At 70.7% G+C, this 15467-nt stretch carries 17 protein-coding genes; 6 read left to right on the top strand and 11 right to left on the bottom strand.

Going from position 1 to position 15467, the window contains the following annotated elements; genetic code table 11:
* The first annotated feature begins 216 nt into the window (after window positions 1-216).
* Window positions 217-2715, top strand: a complete 2499-nt coding sequence (locus HNO83_RS05660) for a penicillin-binding protein (protein WP_217498745.1) — start codon at window positions 217-219, stop codon at window positions 2713-2715.
* 23 nt (window positions 2716-2738) lie between these two features.
* Here HNO83_RS05660 and HNO83_RS05655 read toward each other — a convergent pair whose 3' ends face one another.
* Both HNO83_RS05655 and HNO83_RS05650 read right to left on the bottom strand, forming a co-directional pair.
* Complete coding sequence (locus HNO83_RS05655) at window positions 2739-3629, bottom strand: 3-methyladenine DNA glycosylase (protein WP_175336536.1); 891 nt, start codon at window positions 3627-3629, stop codon at window positions 2739-2741.
* Window positions 3626-4240, bottom strand: coding sequence for an HD domain-containing protein (locus tag HNO83_RS05650; protein ID WP_175336535.1), 615 nt, complete (start codon window positions 4238-4240; stop codon window positions 3626-3628). The genes HNO83_RS05655 and HNO83_RS05650 overlap by 4 nt, the downstream gene beginning before the upstream one ends.
* A 121-nt stretch (window positions 4241-4361) precedes the next feature.
* Here HNO83_RS05650 and HNO83_RS05645 point away from each other — a divergent pair, with 121 nt between their 5' ends.
* Entirely contained in the window at window positions 4362-5189 is an 828-nt protein-coding gene (locus HNO83_RS05645) for a hypothetical protein (RefSeq protein ID WP_175336534.1), read from the top strand.
* A gap of 1 nt (window position 5190) precedes the next feature.
* Here HNO83_RS05645 and HNO83_RS05640 read toward each other — a convergent pair whose 3' ends face one another.
* Window positions 5191-6222 (bottom strand): alcohol dehydrogenase catalytic domain-containing protein, encoded by a 1032-nt coding sequence (locus HNO83_RS05640; protein ID WP_175336533.1) that lies wholly within the window; start codon window positions 6220-6222, stop codon window positions 5191-5193.
* Window positions 6219-6626 carry a (deoxy)nucleoside triphosphate pyrophosphohydrolase gene (locus HNO83_RS05635; RefSeq protein WP_349627084.1) on the bottom strand — a complete coding sequence of 136 codons (408 nt, stop codon included), beginning with the start codon at window positions 6624-6626 and terminating at the stop codon, window positions 6219-6221. Before HNO83_RS05635 ends, HNO83_RS05640 begins: the two co-directional genes overlap by 4 nt.
* Before the next feature lie 53 nt (window positions 6627-6679).
* Between HNO83_RS05635 and HNO83_RS05630 the strand changes: the two genes are divergently transcribed.
* Window positions 6680-7357, top strand: a complete 678-nt coding sequence (locus HNO83_RS05630; RefSeq protein WP_175336531.1) for a DUF1345 domain-containing protein — start codon at window positions 6680-6682, stop codon at window positions 7355-7357.
* A gap of 33 nt (window positions 7358-7390) precedes the next feature.
* On the opposite strand, the gene HNO83_RS05625 is transcribed toward HNO83_RS05630, so the two are convergent.
* Both HNO83_RS05625 and HNO83_RS05620 read right to left on the bottom strand, forming a co-directional pair.
* A complete protein-coding gene (locus HNO83_RS05625) occupies window positions 7391-7975 on the bottom strand; it encodes an NYN domain-containing protein (protein WP_175336530.1) in 585 nt (194 codons plus the stop codon).
* Between the two features lie 139 nt (window positions 7976-8114).
* Window positions 8115-8414, bottom strand: coding sequence for a DUF1905 domain-containing protein (locus HNO83_RS05620; protein WP_175336529.1), 300 nt, complete (start codon window positions 8412-8414; stop codon window positions 8115-8117).
* A 62-nt stretch (window positions 8415-8476) separates the two neighbouring features.
* Here HNO83_RS05620 and HNO83_RS05615 point away from each other — a divergent pair, with 62 nt between their 5' ends.
* Both HNO83_RS05615 and HNO83_RS05610 read left to right on the top strand, forming a co-directional pair.
* The gene (locus tag HNO83_RS05615; RefSeq protein ID WP_175336528.1) at window positions 8477-8857 is read left to right on the top strand and encodes a DUF7144 family membrane protein; all 381 of its coding nucleotides are present in this window, start codon (window positions 8477-8479) and stop codon (window positions 8855-8857) included.
* 66 nt (window positions 8858-8923) lie between these two features.
* Window positions 8924-9550: a hypothetical protein gene (locus tag HNO83_RS05610; RefSeq protein ID WP_175336527.1), complete on the top strand. Its 627-nt coding sequence runs from the start codon at window positions 8924-8926 to the stop codon at window positions 9548-9550.
* Here the strand turns inward: HNO83_RS05610 and HNO83_RS05605 are convergent.
* The 4 genes from HNO83_RS05605 to HNO83_RS05590 form a co-directional block, all read right to left on the bottom strand.
* Window positions 9544-10998, bottom strand: a complete 1455-nt coding sequence (locus HNO83_RS05605; RefSeq protein ID WP_175336710.1) for a lipase maturation factor family protein — start codon at window positions 10996-10998, stop codon at window positions 9544-9546. The two genes, HNO83_RS05610 and HNO83_RS05605, sit on opposite strands and share 7 nt — an antisense overlap.
* Before the next feature lie 95 nt (window positions 10999-11093).
* Window positions 11094-11636, bottom strand: a complete 543-nt coding sequence (locus HNO83_RS05600; RefSeq protein WP_175336526.1) for a cysteine hydrolase family protein — start codon at window positions 11634-11636, stop codon at window positions 11094-11096.
* A 22-nt stretch (window positions 11637-11658) separates the two neighbouring features.
* Entirely contained in the window at window positions 11659-12339 is a 681-nt protein-coding gene (locus HNO83_RS05595; protein WP_175336525.1) for a hypothetical protein, read from the bottom strand.
* 68 nt (window positions 12340-12407) lie between these two features.
* Window positions 12408-13094, bottom strand: a complete 687-nt coding sequence (locus HNO83_RS05590; RefSeq protein WP_175336524.1) for an endonuclease/exonuclease/phosphatase family protein — start codon at window positions 13092-13094, stop codon at window positions 12408-12410.
* A gap of 153 nt (window positions 13095-13247) precedes the next feature.
* Here HNO83_RS05590 and ligD point away from each other — a divergent pair, with 153 nt between their 5' ends.
* The gene (gene ligD / locus HNO83_RS05585; RefSeq protein ID WP_175336523.1) at window positions 13248-14267 is read left to right on the top strand and encodes a non-homologous end-joining DNA ligase; all 1020 of its coding nucleotides are present in this window, start codon (window positions 13248-13250) and stop codon (window positions 14265-14267) included.
* A gap of 46 nt (window positions 14268-14313) precedes the next feature.
* On the opposite strand, the gene HNO83_RS05580 is transcribed toward ligD, so the two are convergent.
* Window positions 14314-15384 (bottom strand): ATP-dependent DNA ligase, encoded by a 1071-nt coding sequence (locus HNO83_RS05580; RefSeq protein ID WP_175336522.1) that lies wholly within the window; start codon window positions 15382-15384, stop codon window positions 14314-14316.
* Window positions 15385-15467: the final 83 nt, after the last annotated feature.

Here is a 15467-nt window from a genome sequence, read left to right as displayed (position 1 = left end):
TCCCGTCACGAAGGCGCCGGCCCCTCCAGGGCCGGCGCCTTCGTGCGTCCATGGGACGCAACACGCCGTATTCGGTTTCTCGCAACGGCGTGTTGCGTCCCATGGATGCGATGTGCGCATCCTGAACACCTCCACACGGATGCACACCCGACCCCCTGGACTCGTCCAGGCTCGGCTGGTTGCCTGGAGGGCGTGCCCGTTCCCGATCGATCCCGCATGCCCTCGCGCCTGGCCGCCCTCGACGAGCGGCTGGAGCCCCTCAAGCGTTTCGAGTTCACGCCCGCCCGCACCCGCGGCGGGCAGATCGCCCAGTTCCTGGGGCTCGCCCTCGTCGCGGCGGTGCTGAGCTCGCTGCTCGTGCTGCCCGCGTTCCTCGGCGCCGGCGCCACGGCGGCCGCCGGCGCCAGCGACTTCAACGCCCTCCCGGCCGACCTGCACATCCAGCAGTTCGCGCAGAACTCGACCGTGTACGCGAAGCAGGGCGGTCAGGATGTGCCGATCGCCACCTTCTACGCCCAGAACCGGCAGGACGTCGGCTGGGACCAGATCGCGCAGACGGTCAAGGACGCCACCATCTCCGCCGAGGACCCGCGGTTCTACTCCGAGGGCGCGGTCGACATCTGGGGCACCCTCCGCGGCGCGGTGTCGACCGTCGCCGGCGGGAACGTGCAGGGCGGATCGTCGATCACCCAGCAGTACGTGAAGAACGTCGAGGTCGAGAAGTGCGAGGCGCTGACCAGCCAGAAGAAGGTGGAGGCCTGCTACGCGGATGCCGCCGGCGTGACCCTGCAGCGCAAGGTGCAGGAGATGCGCTACGCCGTGCAGGTCGAGAAGACCTACAGCAAGAAGCAGATCCTCACCGGCTACCTGAACGTGGTCGGCTTCGGCGGGCAGGTCTACGGCGTGCAGGCCGCGTCGCAGTACTACTTCAACACCACCGCCGCGAAGCTCGACCTGGCTCAGGCGGCGACGCTCGCGGCCATCCTGAACAACCCGGCGAACCTCCGCATCGACCAGCCGGACAACAAGGACAACGGCGCCGCGAACGGCTACAAGCTCACCAAGCAGCGCCGCGACTATGTGCTGAACCGCATGTACGTCACGCACACCATCACGAAGCAGCAGCGGGATGCGGCGAAGGCGACCCCGATCACGCCGACCATCACCCCGACCACCCAGGGGTGCGTGGCCGCGCAGCAGTACAACGCGGCGTTCTTCTGCGACTACGTGCGCGACGTGATCCTCAACGACCCGGCATACGGCAAGACGGGCGACGACCGCTGGCAGACCCTCAACCGCGGCGGCCTGAAGATCTACACCACCCTGAACCTCGACCTGCAGCAGGTCGCGCAGGCGTCGCTGAGCAAGTACATCCCGGGGTCGCGGCCCGGCATCGACCTCGGCGCCTCGAACGTCTCCCTGGAACTGGGCACCGGGCGCATCGTCACGATGGTGGAGAACCGCGCCTTCAACAACACGGACACCCCCGTGGACGGCGCGACGGCGGTGAACTACAACACGGACGAGGACTACGGCGGCTCGCAGGGCTTCCAGACCGGCTCCACCTTCAAGGCGTTCGACCTGGCTGCGTGGCTGGAGTCGGGGCACAGCCTGTACGAGACGGTGAACGCGTCGCAGCACAACTTCCCGACCTCCGACTTCACCAACAGCTGCGCGAACATCGACGGCCCGGACTGGCCGGTCACCAACGACGAGGGGTCCGCCAGCCGGCTCTCGGTCATGGCGGCCACGGCGCAGTCGGTCAACACCGCGTTCGCCGAGATGGGCACCAAGGTGGACCTGTGCTCGATCCTGAACGCGGCGAAGGGGCTCGGCGTGCACCTGGCCTCCAAGAGCGAGAAGTGGGTGGAGACCCCCTCGCTGATCCTCGGCACCAACTACATCTCGCCGCTCACCATGGCGACCGCGTACGCAGGTATCGCCAACAACGGAACGGTGTGCACGCCGATCGCCATCGACCGGGTGGTGAACCCGGACGGCACCGACCACGCGGTGAGCAAGACCACCTGCACGCAGGGGATGAAGCCGGAGATCGCCGCGGGCGTCGCCTACGCCCTGCAGGGCGTCATCAAGGGCGGGGGGACGGCGGCGAGCGCGAACCCGTACGACGGCACGCCGATCCTGGCGAAGACCGGGACGACGGACCACTCGCTGCAGAACTGGCTGATCACGTCCACCACGAAGGTGGCCACGGCGACCTGGGTGGGCAACGTGTCCGGCAGCACCCCGCTGCGCTCGCTGAGCTTCCACGGCGTCGGCGGCGGCAACGTGAAGTTCTCGATCGCGAAGCCCATCCTGAAGGCGATCGACGCGATCTACGGCGGCGACGCGTTCGCCAAGCCGACCGACACGGTGCTCTACGGCGACCAGGTCACGATGCCGGATGTCACGGGCAAGGCCCCCGACGCCGCGCAGAAGCTGTTGGAGGGTCTGGGCCTGGCCGTCACGATCGACTCCACCCCGGTGGACAGCGACCAGCCCGCGGGGACCGTCGCCGCGAGCGACCCGCAGGCGGGCTCCTCCGTGAGCAACGGCGACACCGTCACCCTCACCCTCAGCAACGGGTCGAAGGCCTCCGGCGGCTCGACGCCCGGCCCGACGCCCAGCGGCGGGACCACCTCGTCGCCCGCGCCGACGAACGGGAACGGGAACGGAAACGGCGGCGGGGGAGGCGGCGGCAAGGGCAACGGCTGACGCTGAGGGTCAGGCCGCACCGGTCAGGCCGCTGCGGTCTCCGCCCCGAGCCAGGCCTCCAGGATGCGCTCCCGCAGCGCGGTGGACCGCTCGGCGAACCCGCGCTGCCGTCGCACGTACTCCGCCTTGCCCGCCGGCGTCTCGATCGCGACCGGCTCCGCGCCCCACGGCCGCATGTCGTACGGCGACGCCTGCATGTCCAGCAGCCGGATGTCGCGCGCCAGCTCGAACGCATCCAGCAGCAACTCGCCCGGCACGAGCGGGCCGAGCTTCATCGCCCACTTGTAGACGTCCATCCCCGCGTGCAGGCAGCCGGGCTGCTCCAGTTGCGGCTGGGTCTCGCGGGTCGGGGCGTACTGGTTGAGCGGCACGGCGTCGGGCGTGAAGAACCGGAACGCGTCGATGTGGGTGCAGCGCAGCTCGTGCGACTCGACCACCGTATCCGTCGCCTCCTGGCCGAGCCGCAGCGGCACGGGGTGCCGGTGCTCGCCCTGCCGGTACACCATCGCCCACTCGTGCAGGCCGAAGCAGCCGAACCGTCCGGGGCGGGCGGCGGTCGACCGCAGGATGCGCTCGACGCCGCGCAGGAGCGGCGCCTTCTCCTGCTCCAGCGCCGCGCGGTCGACGGTCAGCGATCCGGGCGCCTCGCCGGGGACATACCAGCGCCAAGCGGCGCGCGGGTCGCCTGCGGCGCCGGCGAGCTCCACCCCGGGTCCCGGATGCCACCGCCGCAGCTGCGCGGGCGCGTACGAGTAGTAGGTGAACAGGAAGTCCCACACCGGGTGCTTCTCGCCGCGCGACGCCCGCTCCCGGTGGCCGGCCGTGAGCGCGTCGGCCCGCTCCGCGTGGGCGCGCTCCCGGGCGCGCCACTCGGACTCGGGCAGCGTGACGTGCTCGACGGCCGGGGTGGTCATCCTTCGAGGATACGTTCCAGCGGGTTCTCGCGGAGCTTGCGCTGAACCCCGCCGTCGACCAGCCGCCGGGCGGAGGTGTCGGGTTTGCGCTCCGCCTGGTCGGCGACGCACGCGCCGAACTCGGCCGCGAGCTCCAGCCGCGGGTACTGCGTCAGCACCTCGCGCCGGAATTCGAGCGGCAGGTCGTCGGCCCGGGCACCGGAGATGTCGAGCGCGGTGGCGATCTCGAGCAGGTGGCCTTCGGCATCCATCTCGGGATCGACCTCCGGCCAGTTGTGCCGCACGATCACTTCGTGCGCGCGCGTGCGCCGTGCGGGCTCCCAGCCCGCACCGGCCGTCAGCGCGATCGCGACGTGGCCTGCCGCGTCCTCGTAGGCGAGCGTGTTGTTGTCGAACTCGGGCACGATGCCGAGGTCGTGCAGCAGCGCGGAGACGTAGAGCAGCTCATGGTCGGCGCGACCGGCGAGCCCGCGCTGCGCGGCGAACCCCTCGGCCCACAGCCACGACCGCTGCACGTGGTTCAGCAGCGACGGCGAGTGGTACGAGGTCGCGATCTGCAAGGCCGCGCGGGCGGCGGCGGTGTCGGGACGGTCGAAGTCGGCGATGCGCATTCTCCGATCCTCGCAGGTCGGCGTCCGGAATGTGAGCGGTGTCCGGCGTCATGGATCGCCGCTCCCGCGCGTCTCTTAGTAACGCACGCATATTCGTCGTGCCGTCACCCAGGGAGGATCCATGGAGCAGCACCCGGACACACCGAGCACGGCCGCTCGCGCACGCGTGTGGTCGCTCTGGCTCGCGATCGGAGTCCTCGTCACCGCGGCAGTGCTCGGCGCCGTGTTCATCATCGTCGGAGACCAGGCCGCCGTCAGCGGGCGGGCGTGGCTGACGCTGTTCCTGGCTGCGGCGTTCGCGGGCGTGGTGATCCTGGACGCATCCGTCGGCACCGGTCCGAACAGGTGGTACCTCCCGGCATCCATCAGCGTGAACTCGCTGCTCCTCGTCGTCGGTCTGCTGAAGATCTGGGGCGGCTTCTTCCAGCCGGACGACACGGGAGCCGGCAGGGTGTGGTCCGCCCAGTTCTTCCTCTTCGTGTGGGTCGTCATCCTCTTGCGCGTGGCCCTGCTCATCACGCAGACCTACGGCCGGCGCTTCGTCGTCCGCGCGACGAAGCAGCTCACCAACGCGTTCGCGGCGCTCGCCCTGGTCTTCCTGTGGGGCACGACGCTGGTGCTGTCGTTGCCCGCAGTGCTGCCGGAGGCGTACTGGCCCGACCTGTGGTGGCGGTACGTGGGAGCGAGCGCACTGGTGACCGTGGTGCTGCTCCTGGTCCCGGTCGTGCTGCTCGCCTTCGAGCCGCGCGCGCCCCGGCCGCGGCCGGTCGTGGTGCCGCCGCCGGGCTACGGGTACCCCGGTGCGCCAGGGCAGACGCCCGGGCCGTACAGCGGGGTGCCCGTGCAGTTCCCGGAACCGGCGGGGTACCCGGCACCCGCGCCGGTGGGAGGCCCCGGGGTGGAGACCGTCGTGCCGCCCCATCCGGATGCCTCACCCGGAGTGCGCTGACTCACGCACCCGGACGCAGCACCGCGATGCCCGTCGGCGGCGCGCTGTCCGCCGTTTCGAGCAGGCGTGCCGCCTCGGCGAAGCCGGCGGCCCCGCCGACGAGGTCCTGCGGGCGGAGCCGGCCCGAAGCGACCAGCTGCAGCATGGCCGGGTAGTCGGCGGCGGCCATGCCGTGGCTGCCGAGCACCTCGAGCTCCCAGCCGATCACGCGATCGAGGGGGAGGTCGGGGACGGCCGTGGCGAGCAGGCCGACCTGCACGTGCCGGCCCTGCCGCCGCAGCGAGAGCACCCCGGCCCGGGCGGTGTCCGCAGAGCCGACCGCGTCGACCGTCGCGTGCGCGCCCCCGCCGGTCGCGGCGACGACGGCGTCCGGCGCGTCCGCGCCGGCCAGCACCGTCTCCTGGGCGCCGAGCCGCGCGGCCAGGTCGAGGGCGGCGGGGGAGCGGTCGACCGCGACGACCCTGGCGCCGAGCGCGGAGGCGATCATCACGGCGCTGAGTCCGACGCCGCCCGCGCCGTACACCGCGAGCCACTCGCCGGGCTGGATGCGCGCCCGCGCGGTCACCGCTCGGTACGCCGTCGCGAACCGGCAGCCGAGGCTGGCAGCCGCGGCCGCATCCAGCGCCCCGGGGATGCGGACCAGATTCGTGTCGGCGGCGCGCACGGTCACCAGCTCCGCGTGCGAGCCCCAATGGGTGAACCCGGGCTGGGTCTGCTGCGGACACACCTGCGCGGCGCCCGCGAGGCACCACTCGCACCGGCCGCAGCCGTTCACGAAGGGCGCCGTGACCCGGTCTCCGACCCGCCAGCGTGTAACCCCGTCGCCGACCGCGGCCACCACGCCCGCGAACTCGTGGCCGGGCACGTGCGGCAGCCGCACGGTGTCGTCGTGGCCGACCCAGGCGTGCCAGTCGCTGCGGCAGAGGCCGGACGCCTCCACTCGCACCACGGCGCCGCCCTCCGGTGCCTCCGGGTCGGGCAGGTCGGCGACGGTCACCGGACCGCCGAACCGCTCGTAGAACAGGGCCTTCATGCGTCCTCCTCGATCGTCCCGGTCAGCAGGCGCACCGCCGGCCGGTCGGCCTCCGCCCAGTCCAGCCCGCCCAGCTCCGCGGGCGGCAGCCAGCGCAGGGCGTCGTGGTCGGTGCTGGACACGGGCGCCGGGCCGTCCAGTGCGCAGTCGTAGCAGGCGAGGTCGATCGCGCGGCCGTCCGCCCGCACCGTCACGCTGCGATCGAGCAGCGCGCCGACATGGATGCCGACTCCGAGCTCCTCCCGCACCTCGCGCGCGAGCGCGGCGCCCGGCTCCTCGCCCGGCTCGACCTTCCCTCCCGGGAACTCCCACTGCCCGGCGGCGTCCCTCCCCGGCGCGCGGCGGCAGGCCAAGAGCCTGCCGCGGTCGCGGAGGACGGCGGCGACGACGAGAAGCGGCTGCACCACTCCATCCTGCCCTCCCGGCGGGGTCGCTCCCGCACCGCTAGCATCCAGGTATGTCGCAGACGCTGCCGGAGCGCCGCCCGTGGGTGGTCACGGGATTCGTCGCGAGCCTGATCGTGCAGCTGGCGATGGTGGTCGTCGGCGTCTGGGTCGTCGTCTTCGTGGAGGACGACACCTCGACCCTCCTGCTCCTCACTCTCTGGTGTGCGATCGGGACGCTGTACGAGCTCGCCGTGCTCATCATCCTGGGCCGCATCGCACGGCAGAGGGTGACCGAGGGCAGGCGCCCGGCGCGGTGGGAGACCGGTCGCGTGGCCCGGCTGGTGTCGATGACGGCGACGATCCTGGCCAGCCTCGTCGGCTTCACCGCCGCGTTCGAGGTGCTCGGCCCGCACAACGACGCGGACGTCGGCTCCGCGATCGATTTCGTCGGGGTGTGGGCGATGCTGCTGGCGTGGGGATTCTTCCACTGGGGGTTCGCGCAGATCTACTACCAGCGCTACTGGTCGGCGGACGAGCCGATGCTGCGGTTCCCCGGCACCGAGCATCCCCGGTTCATCGACTTCGTGTACTTCGCCTACACGCTTGGCACGACGTTCGCGGCGTCCGACGTCGAGGTGCTCAGCACCCGGATGCGCTGGACCATCGTCTGGCACTCGGTGCTGAGCTACTTCTTCAACGGCCTCATCATCGTGCTCGCCCTGAACACGATCATGTCGGGCGCGAAGTAGCGGTCAGAGCAGCGTCTCCACGCCGATCCGGAGCTAATACTTCCGGGTATCGCGGCTTCTCGCGAAGGCGTTCTTATTCATACGGATGATGGGAACTCCGGCGCCTGCCCGGAGCACACTCCCGCCGTCCCAACTCGCAACCATGACGCAGCCCGGCTTCTCCTCGGACGCCATCTCGATCGCGGGAAGGATGTCTGTGTCTCGGGTTGCGACGATCACCTTGTCGCAGTCGTCAGCCAATGCGCACCGGACCACGGCCAAGGCCAGCATCACATCGACGCCCTTTTCCTGAGCCCGCTCGTCCGGCCAATCCCTCGGGTAGCGCAGCGCACGAGTCTTCACCTGGACACGGGGGTCGCGACGCCACGCAGAATGCTGGCGACTCACTCGCGAGTTCATCTCACGCTCTTTCCGCGGATCGGGCAGTCCACGGAAGACAACGATCTCGGAGACCTCGAGCGCCTCACCGGATCCAGAGGCCCAGGCAGCCGACACCTGGGTCGCGAAGCGCGAGGGATCGATGAGGAAATCGTGCTTCGGTGCTCCATACGGGGAGAAGAGCTCCCAGGCGCTTAGGTGCACGTTCTGGTAGTCGATGAACAGGTGCGCGTTTGCCACCCAGGCCCCCCCAGAAAAAGAAAAGCCCCACCAGTCCCGTAGGAGGGTGGGGAGCAATACGACAATCTTGGCGTCCGTTCTCGTGGGCGTCAAGTTCACCGCTCGCCTCTGTGGACAACGGTGAATTCCATCCCTTGGGTCAGAGCAGCGTCTCCACGCCGATCCGGACGCGGTCGCCCAGCTCGACGCCCTCGGCGCGCCGCACGGCGCTCTTGATCGGGACGACGTAGGTGCCGTCGGACTCCGGGAAGATGGACGTCGACCAGCGCGAGCCGCCCAGCGTCACCTGCACCTTCACCGAGTCGAACCCGGCCGGCGGATGCGGCTGGAGCCGGATCTCCTCCGACACCTCCAGCGGCAGCCGTGCGAACACCCACAGCTCCCGTCGGGACGCCCAGCGGAAGAGTTCCGCCTCGAATTCGTAGCGGTATCCGGCCATGTCGGCCAAACTACCGGAAGCGGCCGACACCGGCGCGGCCGCAGATCCGCGAGGAGTCACGAATGGCCACACGCCCCGGATCGGTCACCTTCGTGGCCGTCCTCACGTACATCAACGGCGCCCTCGACGTCATCGGCGGGGTCATCCTGCTGATCGCCCGCGACCAGGTCGCCGGCGGCGGAAACTCGGCGGCGATCACCACCTCCGCGATCGTGTCCATCCTGCTCGGGATCGTCACGGTCGTCGTCGCGCGGGGGTTGCTGCGCGGGAGCTCGGTGTCGCGTGCGCTCGTCGCGGTCGTCATGGTCATCGACATCCTGAACGGCGTGCTGCTGCTGTTCACGTCGCAGGTCGTCACCGGCGTCATCCAGATCCTGTGGTCGATCCTCATCGTCGCCCTGCTGTTCACGCGCCGAGCGAACGCGTTCTTCACAGGTCGCTGAACCGCGGGCTCCGATCGGACAGAATAGAGGGGGCGCCGGTTCCGGCGCCTTCGTTCGAGGAGTTCCATGCGCTGGCCGAAGTGGTTCCGCACGCGTGCTGAGAAGACGACGCGCACGCGTCCCTTCGACGAGACCGCCCTGCCGGAACCCGTCGCGCCGACGCTGGAGCAGTCCGTGGAGGAGGGCATGCTCCTCGCGGAATACGCCACCCGCATGGCGGTGAAGAACCACATCGTGGTCGACACCATCCAGTACGGCAACTCCTACGACCCCGCCATGCACTCGATGGAGGCCGCGGCGATGCTGCGCGAGCTGGCCAGCGAGCAGGGCGTGGCGGCCGGCCGCATCGAGGAGGACTTGGAGGCCGCGGAGAAGCTCGGCGGCGACGCGATGCACCCGCACGACTACCGCAAGGTCGACGTCGACAACCTGCGGCTGCGGCGGGATGCGGCGGTCGCCCTCGCGGCCGCGCTGCGGGCGAAGGCCGACTCGCCGGAAGAGCTCGAGGCGCTCGTCGAACGCGGCAGGAACGACGCGTGGGATGAGGTGCGCCGCGCGATCGAGGCCGGACTCGACGCGTTCTCGGGCGCTGAGGCGCTCAAGGCCGACTACGAGCGGGAGAAGCCGGCGCGCCTGAAGCTGCTCATCTGGCGCGACCTGGCCCGCCTCGAGGAGCAGCGCACCGGCTACTGACCCCGGAGGCTCACCGGCGGCACCAGATCGCCGACCTCCGACCGCACCCAGACGTCGCCGCTCCGCCGCTTCTCGGCGTGCGTGCTGAAGCGGTACAGGAACATCCGCGCCCGCACCGCCCGCGGCCGTTCGCCGCCGAACGGGTCACGGCGGAGCAACCGCAGAGTCGGGGCGTCGGCCTCCAGCAGCCGCATCAGGAACACCTCGAACCAGGGGGAGTCGCGCGAGCCGAGAGCGAGGAACCACATCAGCCAGTCCAGCCGCAGGTGGTATGGCGCGTACTGCCGGGGGACGCGGTGCGGGTCGCCCGGTTTGCCCTTGAAGGCGTACTCCCGCCACTGCGCGTCCGGGTCGTGCGGGTCGTCCGTGGTGCCCTCGACGACGACCTCGTAGCGCTCCTTGGTGACGCTGCCGAAGGCGCCGTACGCGTTCACCAGGTGCCAGCGGTTGAAGCTGGCGTTCATCAGCTGGCGCCGGGCGAACAGGTTCTTCAACGGCGGCCAGCTCAGCACGACGAGGAACACGGTCGCCGCCAGCGCGACCACCGCGTACCAGAGCGGGATGCCGGATGCGCCCATCCCGCCGACCACGGCACCCCCGAGCAGCCACGACCAGACGCCGTCGGAGACGCCGGCGAACGCCAGGACGATCGTGATCCAGTTCAGCCAGGCGAAGTTGCCGGTGAGCACCAGCCAGAGCTGCGTGAGGATCACGATCGCCGCCGCGACGCTCGCGACCGGCTGCGGGAAGAACAGGAACCAGGGCACGACCAGCTGCGCGAAGTGGTTGCCGAGCACCTCCACTCGGTGCCACCACTTCGGCAGCAGGTGGGCCGTGCGGCTGAGCGGGTTCGGCATCGGCTGCGTCTCGTGGTGGTAGTACAGCGCCGTCAGGTCGCGCCAGGAGCGGTCGCCGCGCATCTTGATCATCCCGGCCCCGAACTCCAGGCGGAACACCAGCCAGCGGACGAAGAACACGATCGTGATCGGGGGAGCGGTGTCCCACGCTCCGAGGAACGCCACCACGAACCCCGCCTCGCACAGCAGGCTCTCCCAGCCGAACCCGTAGAACGTCTGCCCGACGTTCACGATCGACAGGTACAGGAACCACACGATCAGGAACACCGGCACGAAGACGTAGCTCGGAGCGAGCTGCACGACGCCGACGACGATCAGCGCGGAGAGCACAACGCCCGTCCACGCCACCGCCCGCAGGAGACGGTCGGAGTAGCGCAGCCGGAACAGCGTCGGCTGCTTCCGGGCGTACGGATGCCGCAGGAACCGCGGCGCGGGCAGCAGGCCGTGCTCGCCGAGCAGCGCCGGGAACTGGTTCGCGGCCTGCACGAACGCGATCAGGAACAGCGCCGCGACACCCCGCTCCAGGATCTCGCGGGCGATCGTGTAGTCGTCGCCGGCCAGCCACCCGGTCAGCCAGGCAGGGAACTCCATCACGGCACCTCCCCTCGGCACCACCTCGCCGTCGGGACGCGTTCACCGTACGCCCCGCGCGCGGGATCAGCCAGCGTCCAAAGTCCCTCGGGGGCTCAGAGGGCGACGGATGCCGCGGGCTCGGCCCCGAACAGCTGGCCCGGGTAGCGCAGCCCGGCGAAGTAGCGGTTCGTGTGCGCGATGATCTGCTCCCCAGTGATCTCGACGCCGTCCCATTCGGTGTCGGTCGTGGTGTGCGCATCCGACACGAGGGTCACGTCGAAGCCGCGCACGGCCGCGCTCTGCGTCGTCGTCCGGATGCAGTAGTCGCTCTGGGCGCCCGCGACCACGAGCCGGCCGACGTCCAGCCGCTCGAGCACCTCGTCGAGGTCGGTGTCGGCGAAGGCGTCGCGGTAGTGCTTCAGGATGCGCGGCTCGCCCTCGGCCGGCACAAGGCCGTCGGCCAGCTGCCAGGGCTCCGTGCCCTCCTCCATCCCGTCCTCCTCGTGCTGCACCCAGACCACCGGCGTGCCGGCGGCGCGGGCGCGGTCCACGAGCGCGATGGTGCGCGAGAGCACGCCGTCGGCGTCGGCGCAGCCGGGCAGCACGCCCTTCTGCAGGTCGATCACGAGCAGGGCGGAGGGCACGGTGTCGGTCACCCGTCCATCCTGCCAGGCCGTGCTACCCCAGCGCCTCGAGGTCGGCGACATGCTCGTGGAGGTGTCCCAGCCGCCGGCGCAGGAGCTTCGTGGTCGTCCACGACTCGCCGGACCCGTCGGTCACCACGGCGAAGTCGGGCGCGTCGGCGGCACGTCGGACCCACCCCCAGAAGGCCCGATCCGTCTGTTGTAGAGCGGCGAGCGGATGCGCGGGAGCAGCGCCGATCGCAGGTGCGCCGACGCACTGCAGGTAGTAGGAGTCCATGTCGGCCAGGTGGAGCAGGACCCGGTCGGCGTCGTACCCTTCTCCGCGGTCCGGAACGTCATAGAGCGGAACGTCGCGCGTCGGGTCGGCGGACCGGGCGAGTCGTTCCAGTTGCGTCATCCGCTCCCGGCACACGGCCGTCGCGGTCGCGACATCCGCGGCGGTGACCAACGACAGGTCGGAATCGAGGAGGGCTCCGACGCCGCCGTGGGCCTCCTTATCCTCGACGATGCGGAAGTCGGGGCCGGCCCCGGGCGTCGGGAGTCCGCCTTCGCGGAGCCATGCCTCGTGCGCTCGAAGAGCGGTCTCCAGCTGAGCCACCGCCGGGCCGTACCCGAAGGCGGTGACCTGGAACCCGGGCAACTCCCGCACGTAGAGGAGCACCTGCTGGCCCCAGCGGTCGACCAGCACGGAATACGGAGGTGTCGCGGCATTCATGCCGCGATTGTCGCAGCTGTGCTGCGCCCGCGATGCCGGTGTGTCCGCATGCAGGCGGCGGGGACGCCTCAGGCCGCGTCGGCGAGCGGCTCCGCGTCGAGTCGGATCGGCCGGTGGTCGGAGGCGCCGGCAGGGAGCACATCCACGCGCTCGATCTCGAAACCGGTGGAGGTCACGAAGTCGAAGTAGCCGGAGAAGAACTTGTAGCGAAGGTAGGTCGGCTCGGTGGTGCGCTTGAGCGTGTACCCGGAGGTGGTCAAGTGCCGTTCGAGGCCGCGGATGAACCACGGGTAGTTGAAGTCGCCGACCATGACGGCGGGGGTGTCGGGGGAGAGCGACCGCATCCCGTCGTGCGCCGCGGCGATCTGCTTGCGGCGAAGCGAGTTGAGCGCGGTCAGCGGCGCTGCGTGGAAGGAGCCGACGAGGATGTCCTCCCCGCTGTCGCGGTCGCGCAGATGCACCGCGAGGAGCCGCTCGTTCGCCGGGGCGAGCACCCGGTCGTGCAGCGACTTCTGCACGGCGAAGACCTGCGAGTGCAGGATCTCGTAGCGCTCGTCGCGCACGTAGACGGCGAGACCCAGCCGGTTGGCACGCGTCGTGTCGGCGAGCACCAGGTCGTGCAGGCGCGCCGGAAGAGCGTCGCTGTCCACCTCCTGAAGGCACAGGACGTCGATGTCGTACGCCTCGGCGATGCCGAGCAGCTCACCGCTGGCGGCGTGCTTCCGAAGGTTGTAGCTCACGATCCTCAGGGTCATGCACCTCATCTCGAAGGACCTCGTCGCGGGCGGCACGGATGCGCGCCCGCCCTGCCATTCTGGCCCACTCCGGCCGCTGCTCAAGCGGACAGGCGTCATCCCACAAGGAATTCACATCGCCGTCACCGGCGGTTCCACGGGTACGGTGGTCGCATGGCAGGCGATGCGGTCGTACTCACCGTCCCGGGTCCGAACGGCGATCGGGAGGTGCGGATCTCAAGCCCCGGGCGCGTCATCTTCCCGGAGGCGGGCATCACCAAGCTCGACCTCGCCACCTATCTGGTGGAGGTGGGCGACGCGTTCGTGCGCGCCAACGGCGACCGTCCGGTGTCGCTGCAGCGGTTCCCGGAGGGGATCGACGGCGAGCAGTTCTTCTCCAAGAACCCGCCGCGCGGCACGCCGGACTACGTCCGTTCTGTTCCGGTCACCTACCCCAGCGGGCGCTCGCACCCGCAGCTGGTGGTCGACGAGCCGGCGGCCGCCGTGTGGGCCGCGCAGATGAACACCGTCGTGTTCCACCCCTGGCCGTCGCGCGCCGAGGACCCGGACAACCCCGACCAGCTGCGGATCGACCTCGACCCGCAGCCGGGCACCGGCTTCTCCGACGCCGTCCCCGCCGCCGTCGAGCTGCGGGCGGTGCTGCGCGAGGCGGGGCTGACGGCGTTCATCAAGACCTCCGGCAACCGCGGCCTCCACGTGTTCGCGCCGATCGTGCCGCAGCGCGAGTTCCTCGACGTGCGGCACGCTGTGATCGCGGCGGCCCGGGAGCTGGAGCGCCGGATGCCGGAGAGCGTCACGACGGCGTGGTGGAAGGAGGAGCGCGGCGAGCGCATCTTCGTCGACTACAACCAGGCGAACCGCGACCGCACGATGGCGGGGGCCTACAGCCCGCGGGCACTTCCGCACGCGCCGGTGTCCGCACCGATCAGCTGGGACGAGCTGGAGCACGTCGACCCGCGCGACTTCACCGTGCTGACCATGCCGGAGCGGTTGCGGACGGTCGGCGACCCGTGGGAGGACTTCGGCGCCGACCCCGGCTCGATCGACGAGCTGCTCGGCTGGTGGGAGCGGGATGTGAACGACGGGCTCGGCGAGCTGCCGTTCCCGCCGGACTACCCGAAGATGCCGGGCGAGCCGCCGCGCGTCCAGCCGAGCCGGGCGAAGAAGGCGTAGGAACGGCTCCTCGACAGCGCAGCGGCGCGCGCGGCACCCAGCGGCGTCAGCTCAGGACGCCGCCCAGGTCGTAGGCGATGGGCCGGTCGAGCTGGTCGAAGGTGCAGGAGCGTGCCTCGCGGTCGGGTCGCCAGCGCTCGAACTGGGCGGTGTGTCGGAACCGCATGCCCTCCATCTGGTCGTAGCGCACCTCGAGCACGCGCTCGGGGCGCAGCCGGACGAAGGAGACGTCCTTGCTGCCGGAGAACCGGCTGCGGTCGGTCTCACCGGTCACGGCCTCTCCGGTCTCGTCGCGTTCGACCAGCGGCTCCAGCTCGTCGATGAGGGAGAGCCGCTTGGCGTCGCTGAACGCCGACACCCCGCCGACGTTGAGCAGCCGGCCGCTGTCGTCGTAGAGACCGACCAGCAGCGACCCCACCCCGCGGCCGCTCTTGTGGATGCGGTAGCCGAGTGCGACGACATCGGCCGTGCGGTGGTGCTTGATCTTCAGCATGGTGCGCTTGTTCGGCGCGTAGCCTCCGGCGAGCGGCTTGGCCACGACACCGTCGAGGCCGGCCCCCTCGAACTCGACCAGCCAGCGGCGGGCGAGATCGACATCGGTCGTGGTGCGGGTCAGCTGGATCGGGTCGGGCAGGTCGCCTGCGAACTCCTCCAGCGCCGCACGACGCTCGGCGAACGGACGGTCGAGATACGACTCGTCGCCGAGGGCGAGCAGGTCGAACGCCACGAAGGTCGCCGGCGTCTGCTCCGACAGCAGCTTCACGCGGCTGGCGGCGGGGTGGATGCGCTGCGACAGCGCCTCCCAGTCGAGCCGCTGCTTCCCCGGCTCGCCCGTCGGGACCACGATCTCGCCGTCGAGCACGCACGGGCCGGGCAGCAGGCGCCGGAACGCCTCCACCAGCTCCGGGAAGTACCGGGTGAGCATCTTGGAGCCCCGGCTGCCGATCTCCACGGCGCCGATGCCGCCGTCGCCGTCGGGCTCGGCGTAGACGATCGCACGGAAGCCGTCCCACTTCGGCTCGTAGCTCAGCCCGCCCTCGACGCTGTCGGGCTCCGGGACGGCCGGGACCGCCTTCGCGAGCATCGGTGCGACGGGGGAGGAGGTGGTGAGCGCCATGCACCGATCATGCCGCGAACCGCCGACGCCGGGAAGGGCGCCGGAGAGGCCTGTGGATAACCCGCGCATCCGGCCGAGGTGAG

It is taken from the genome of Leifsonia sp. C5G2, assembly GCF_013359685.1.
GTDB lineage: Bacteria > Actinomycetota > Actinomycetes > Actinomycetales > Microbacteriaceae > Leifsonia.
Note: the sequence above shows the minus strand (reverse complement) of the source record. Positions and strands in the feature narration are given on the sequence as shown.

Coding starts and splice junctions, on each gene's coding strand:
- HNO83_RS05660 (WP_217498745.1), top strand. CDS start 217: ATGCCCTCGCGCCTGGCCGCCCTCGACGAGCGGCTGGAGCCCCTCAAG.
- HNO83_RS05655 (WP_175336536.1), bottom strand. CDS start 3,629: ATGACCACCCCGGCCGTCGAGCACGTCACGCTGCCCGAGTCCGAGTGG.
- HNO83_RS05650 (WP_175336535.1), bottom strand. CDS start 4,240: ATGCGCATCGCCGACTTCGACCGTCCCGACACCGCCGCCGCCCGCGCG.
- HNO83_RS05645 (WP_175336534.1), top strand. CDS start 4,362: ATGGAGCAGCACCCGGACACACCGAGCACGGCCGCTCGCGCACGCGTG.
- HNO83_RS05640 (WP_175336533.1), bottom strand. CDS start 6,222: ATGAAGGCCCTGTTCTACGAGCGGTTCGGCGGTCCGGTGACCGTCGCC.
- HNO83_RS05630 (WP_175336531.1), top strand. CDS start 6,680: ATGTCGCAGACGCTGCCGGAGCGCCGCCCGTGGGTGGTCACGGGATTC.
- HNO83_RS05620 (WP_175336529.1), bottom strand. CDS start 8,414: ATGGCCGGATACCGCTACGAATTCGAGGCGGAACTCTTCCGCTGGGCG.
- HNO83_RS05615 (WP_175336528.1), top strand. CDS start 8,477: ATGGCCACACGCCCCGGATCGGTCACCTTCGTGGCCGTCCTCACGTAC.
- HNO83_RS05610 (WP_175336527.1), top strand. CDS start 8,924: ATGCGCTGGCCGAAGTGGTTCCGCACGCGTGCTGAGAAGACGACGCGC.
- HNO83_RS05605 (WP_175336710.1), bottom strand. CDS start 10,998: ATGGAGTTCCCTGCCTGGCTGACCGGGTGGCTGGCCGGCGACGACTAC.
- HNO83_RS05595 (WP_175336525.1), bottom strand. CDS start 12,339: ATGAATGCCGCGACACCTCCGTATTCCGTGCTGGTCGACCGCTGGGGC.
- HNO83_RS05590 (WP_175336524.1), bottom strand. CDS start 13,094: ATGACCCTGAGGATCGTGAGCTACAACCTTCGGAAGCACGCCGCCAGC.
- ligD (WP_175336523.1), top strand. CDS start 13,248: ATGGCAGGCGATGCGGTCGTACTCACCGTCCCGGGTCCGAACGGCGAT.
- HNO83_RS05580 (WP_175336522.1), bottom strand. CDS start 15,384: ATGGCGCTCACCACCTCCTCCCCCGTCGCACCGATGCTCGCGAAGGCG.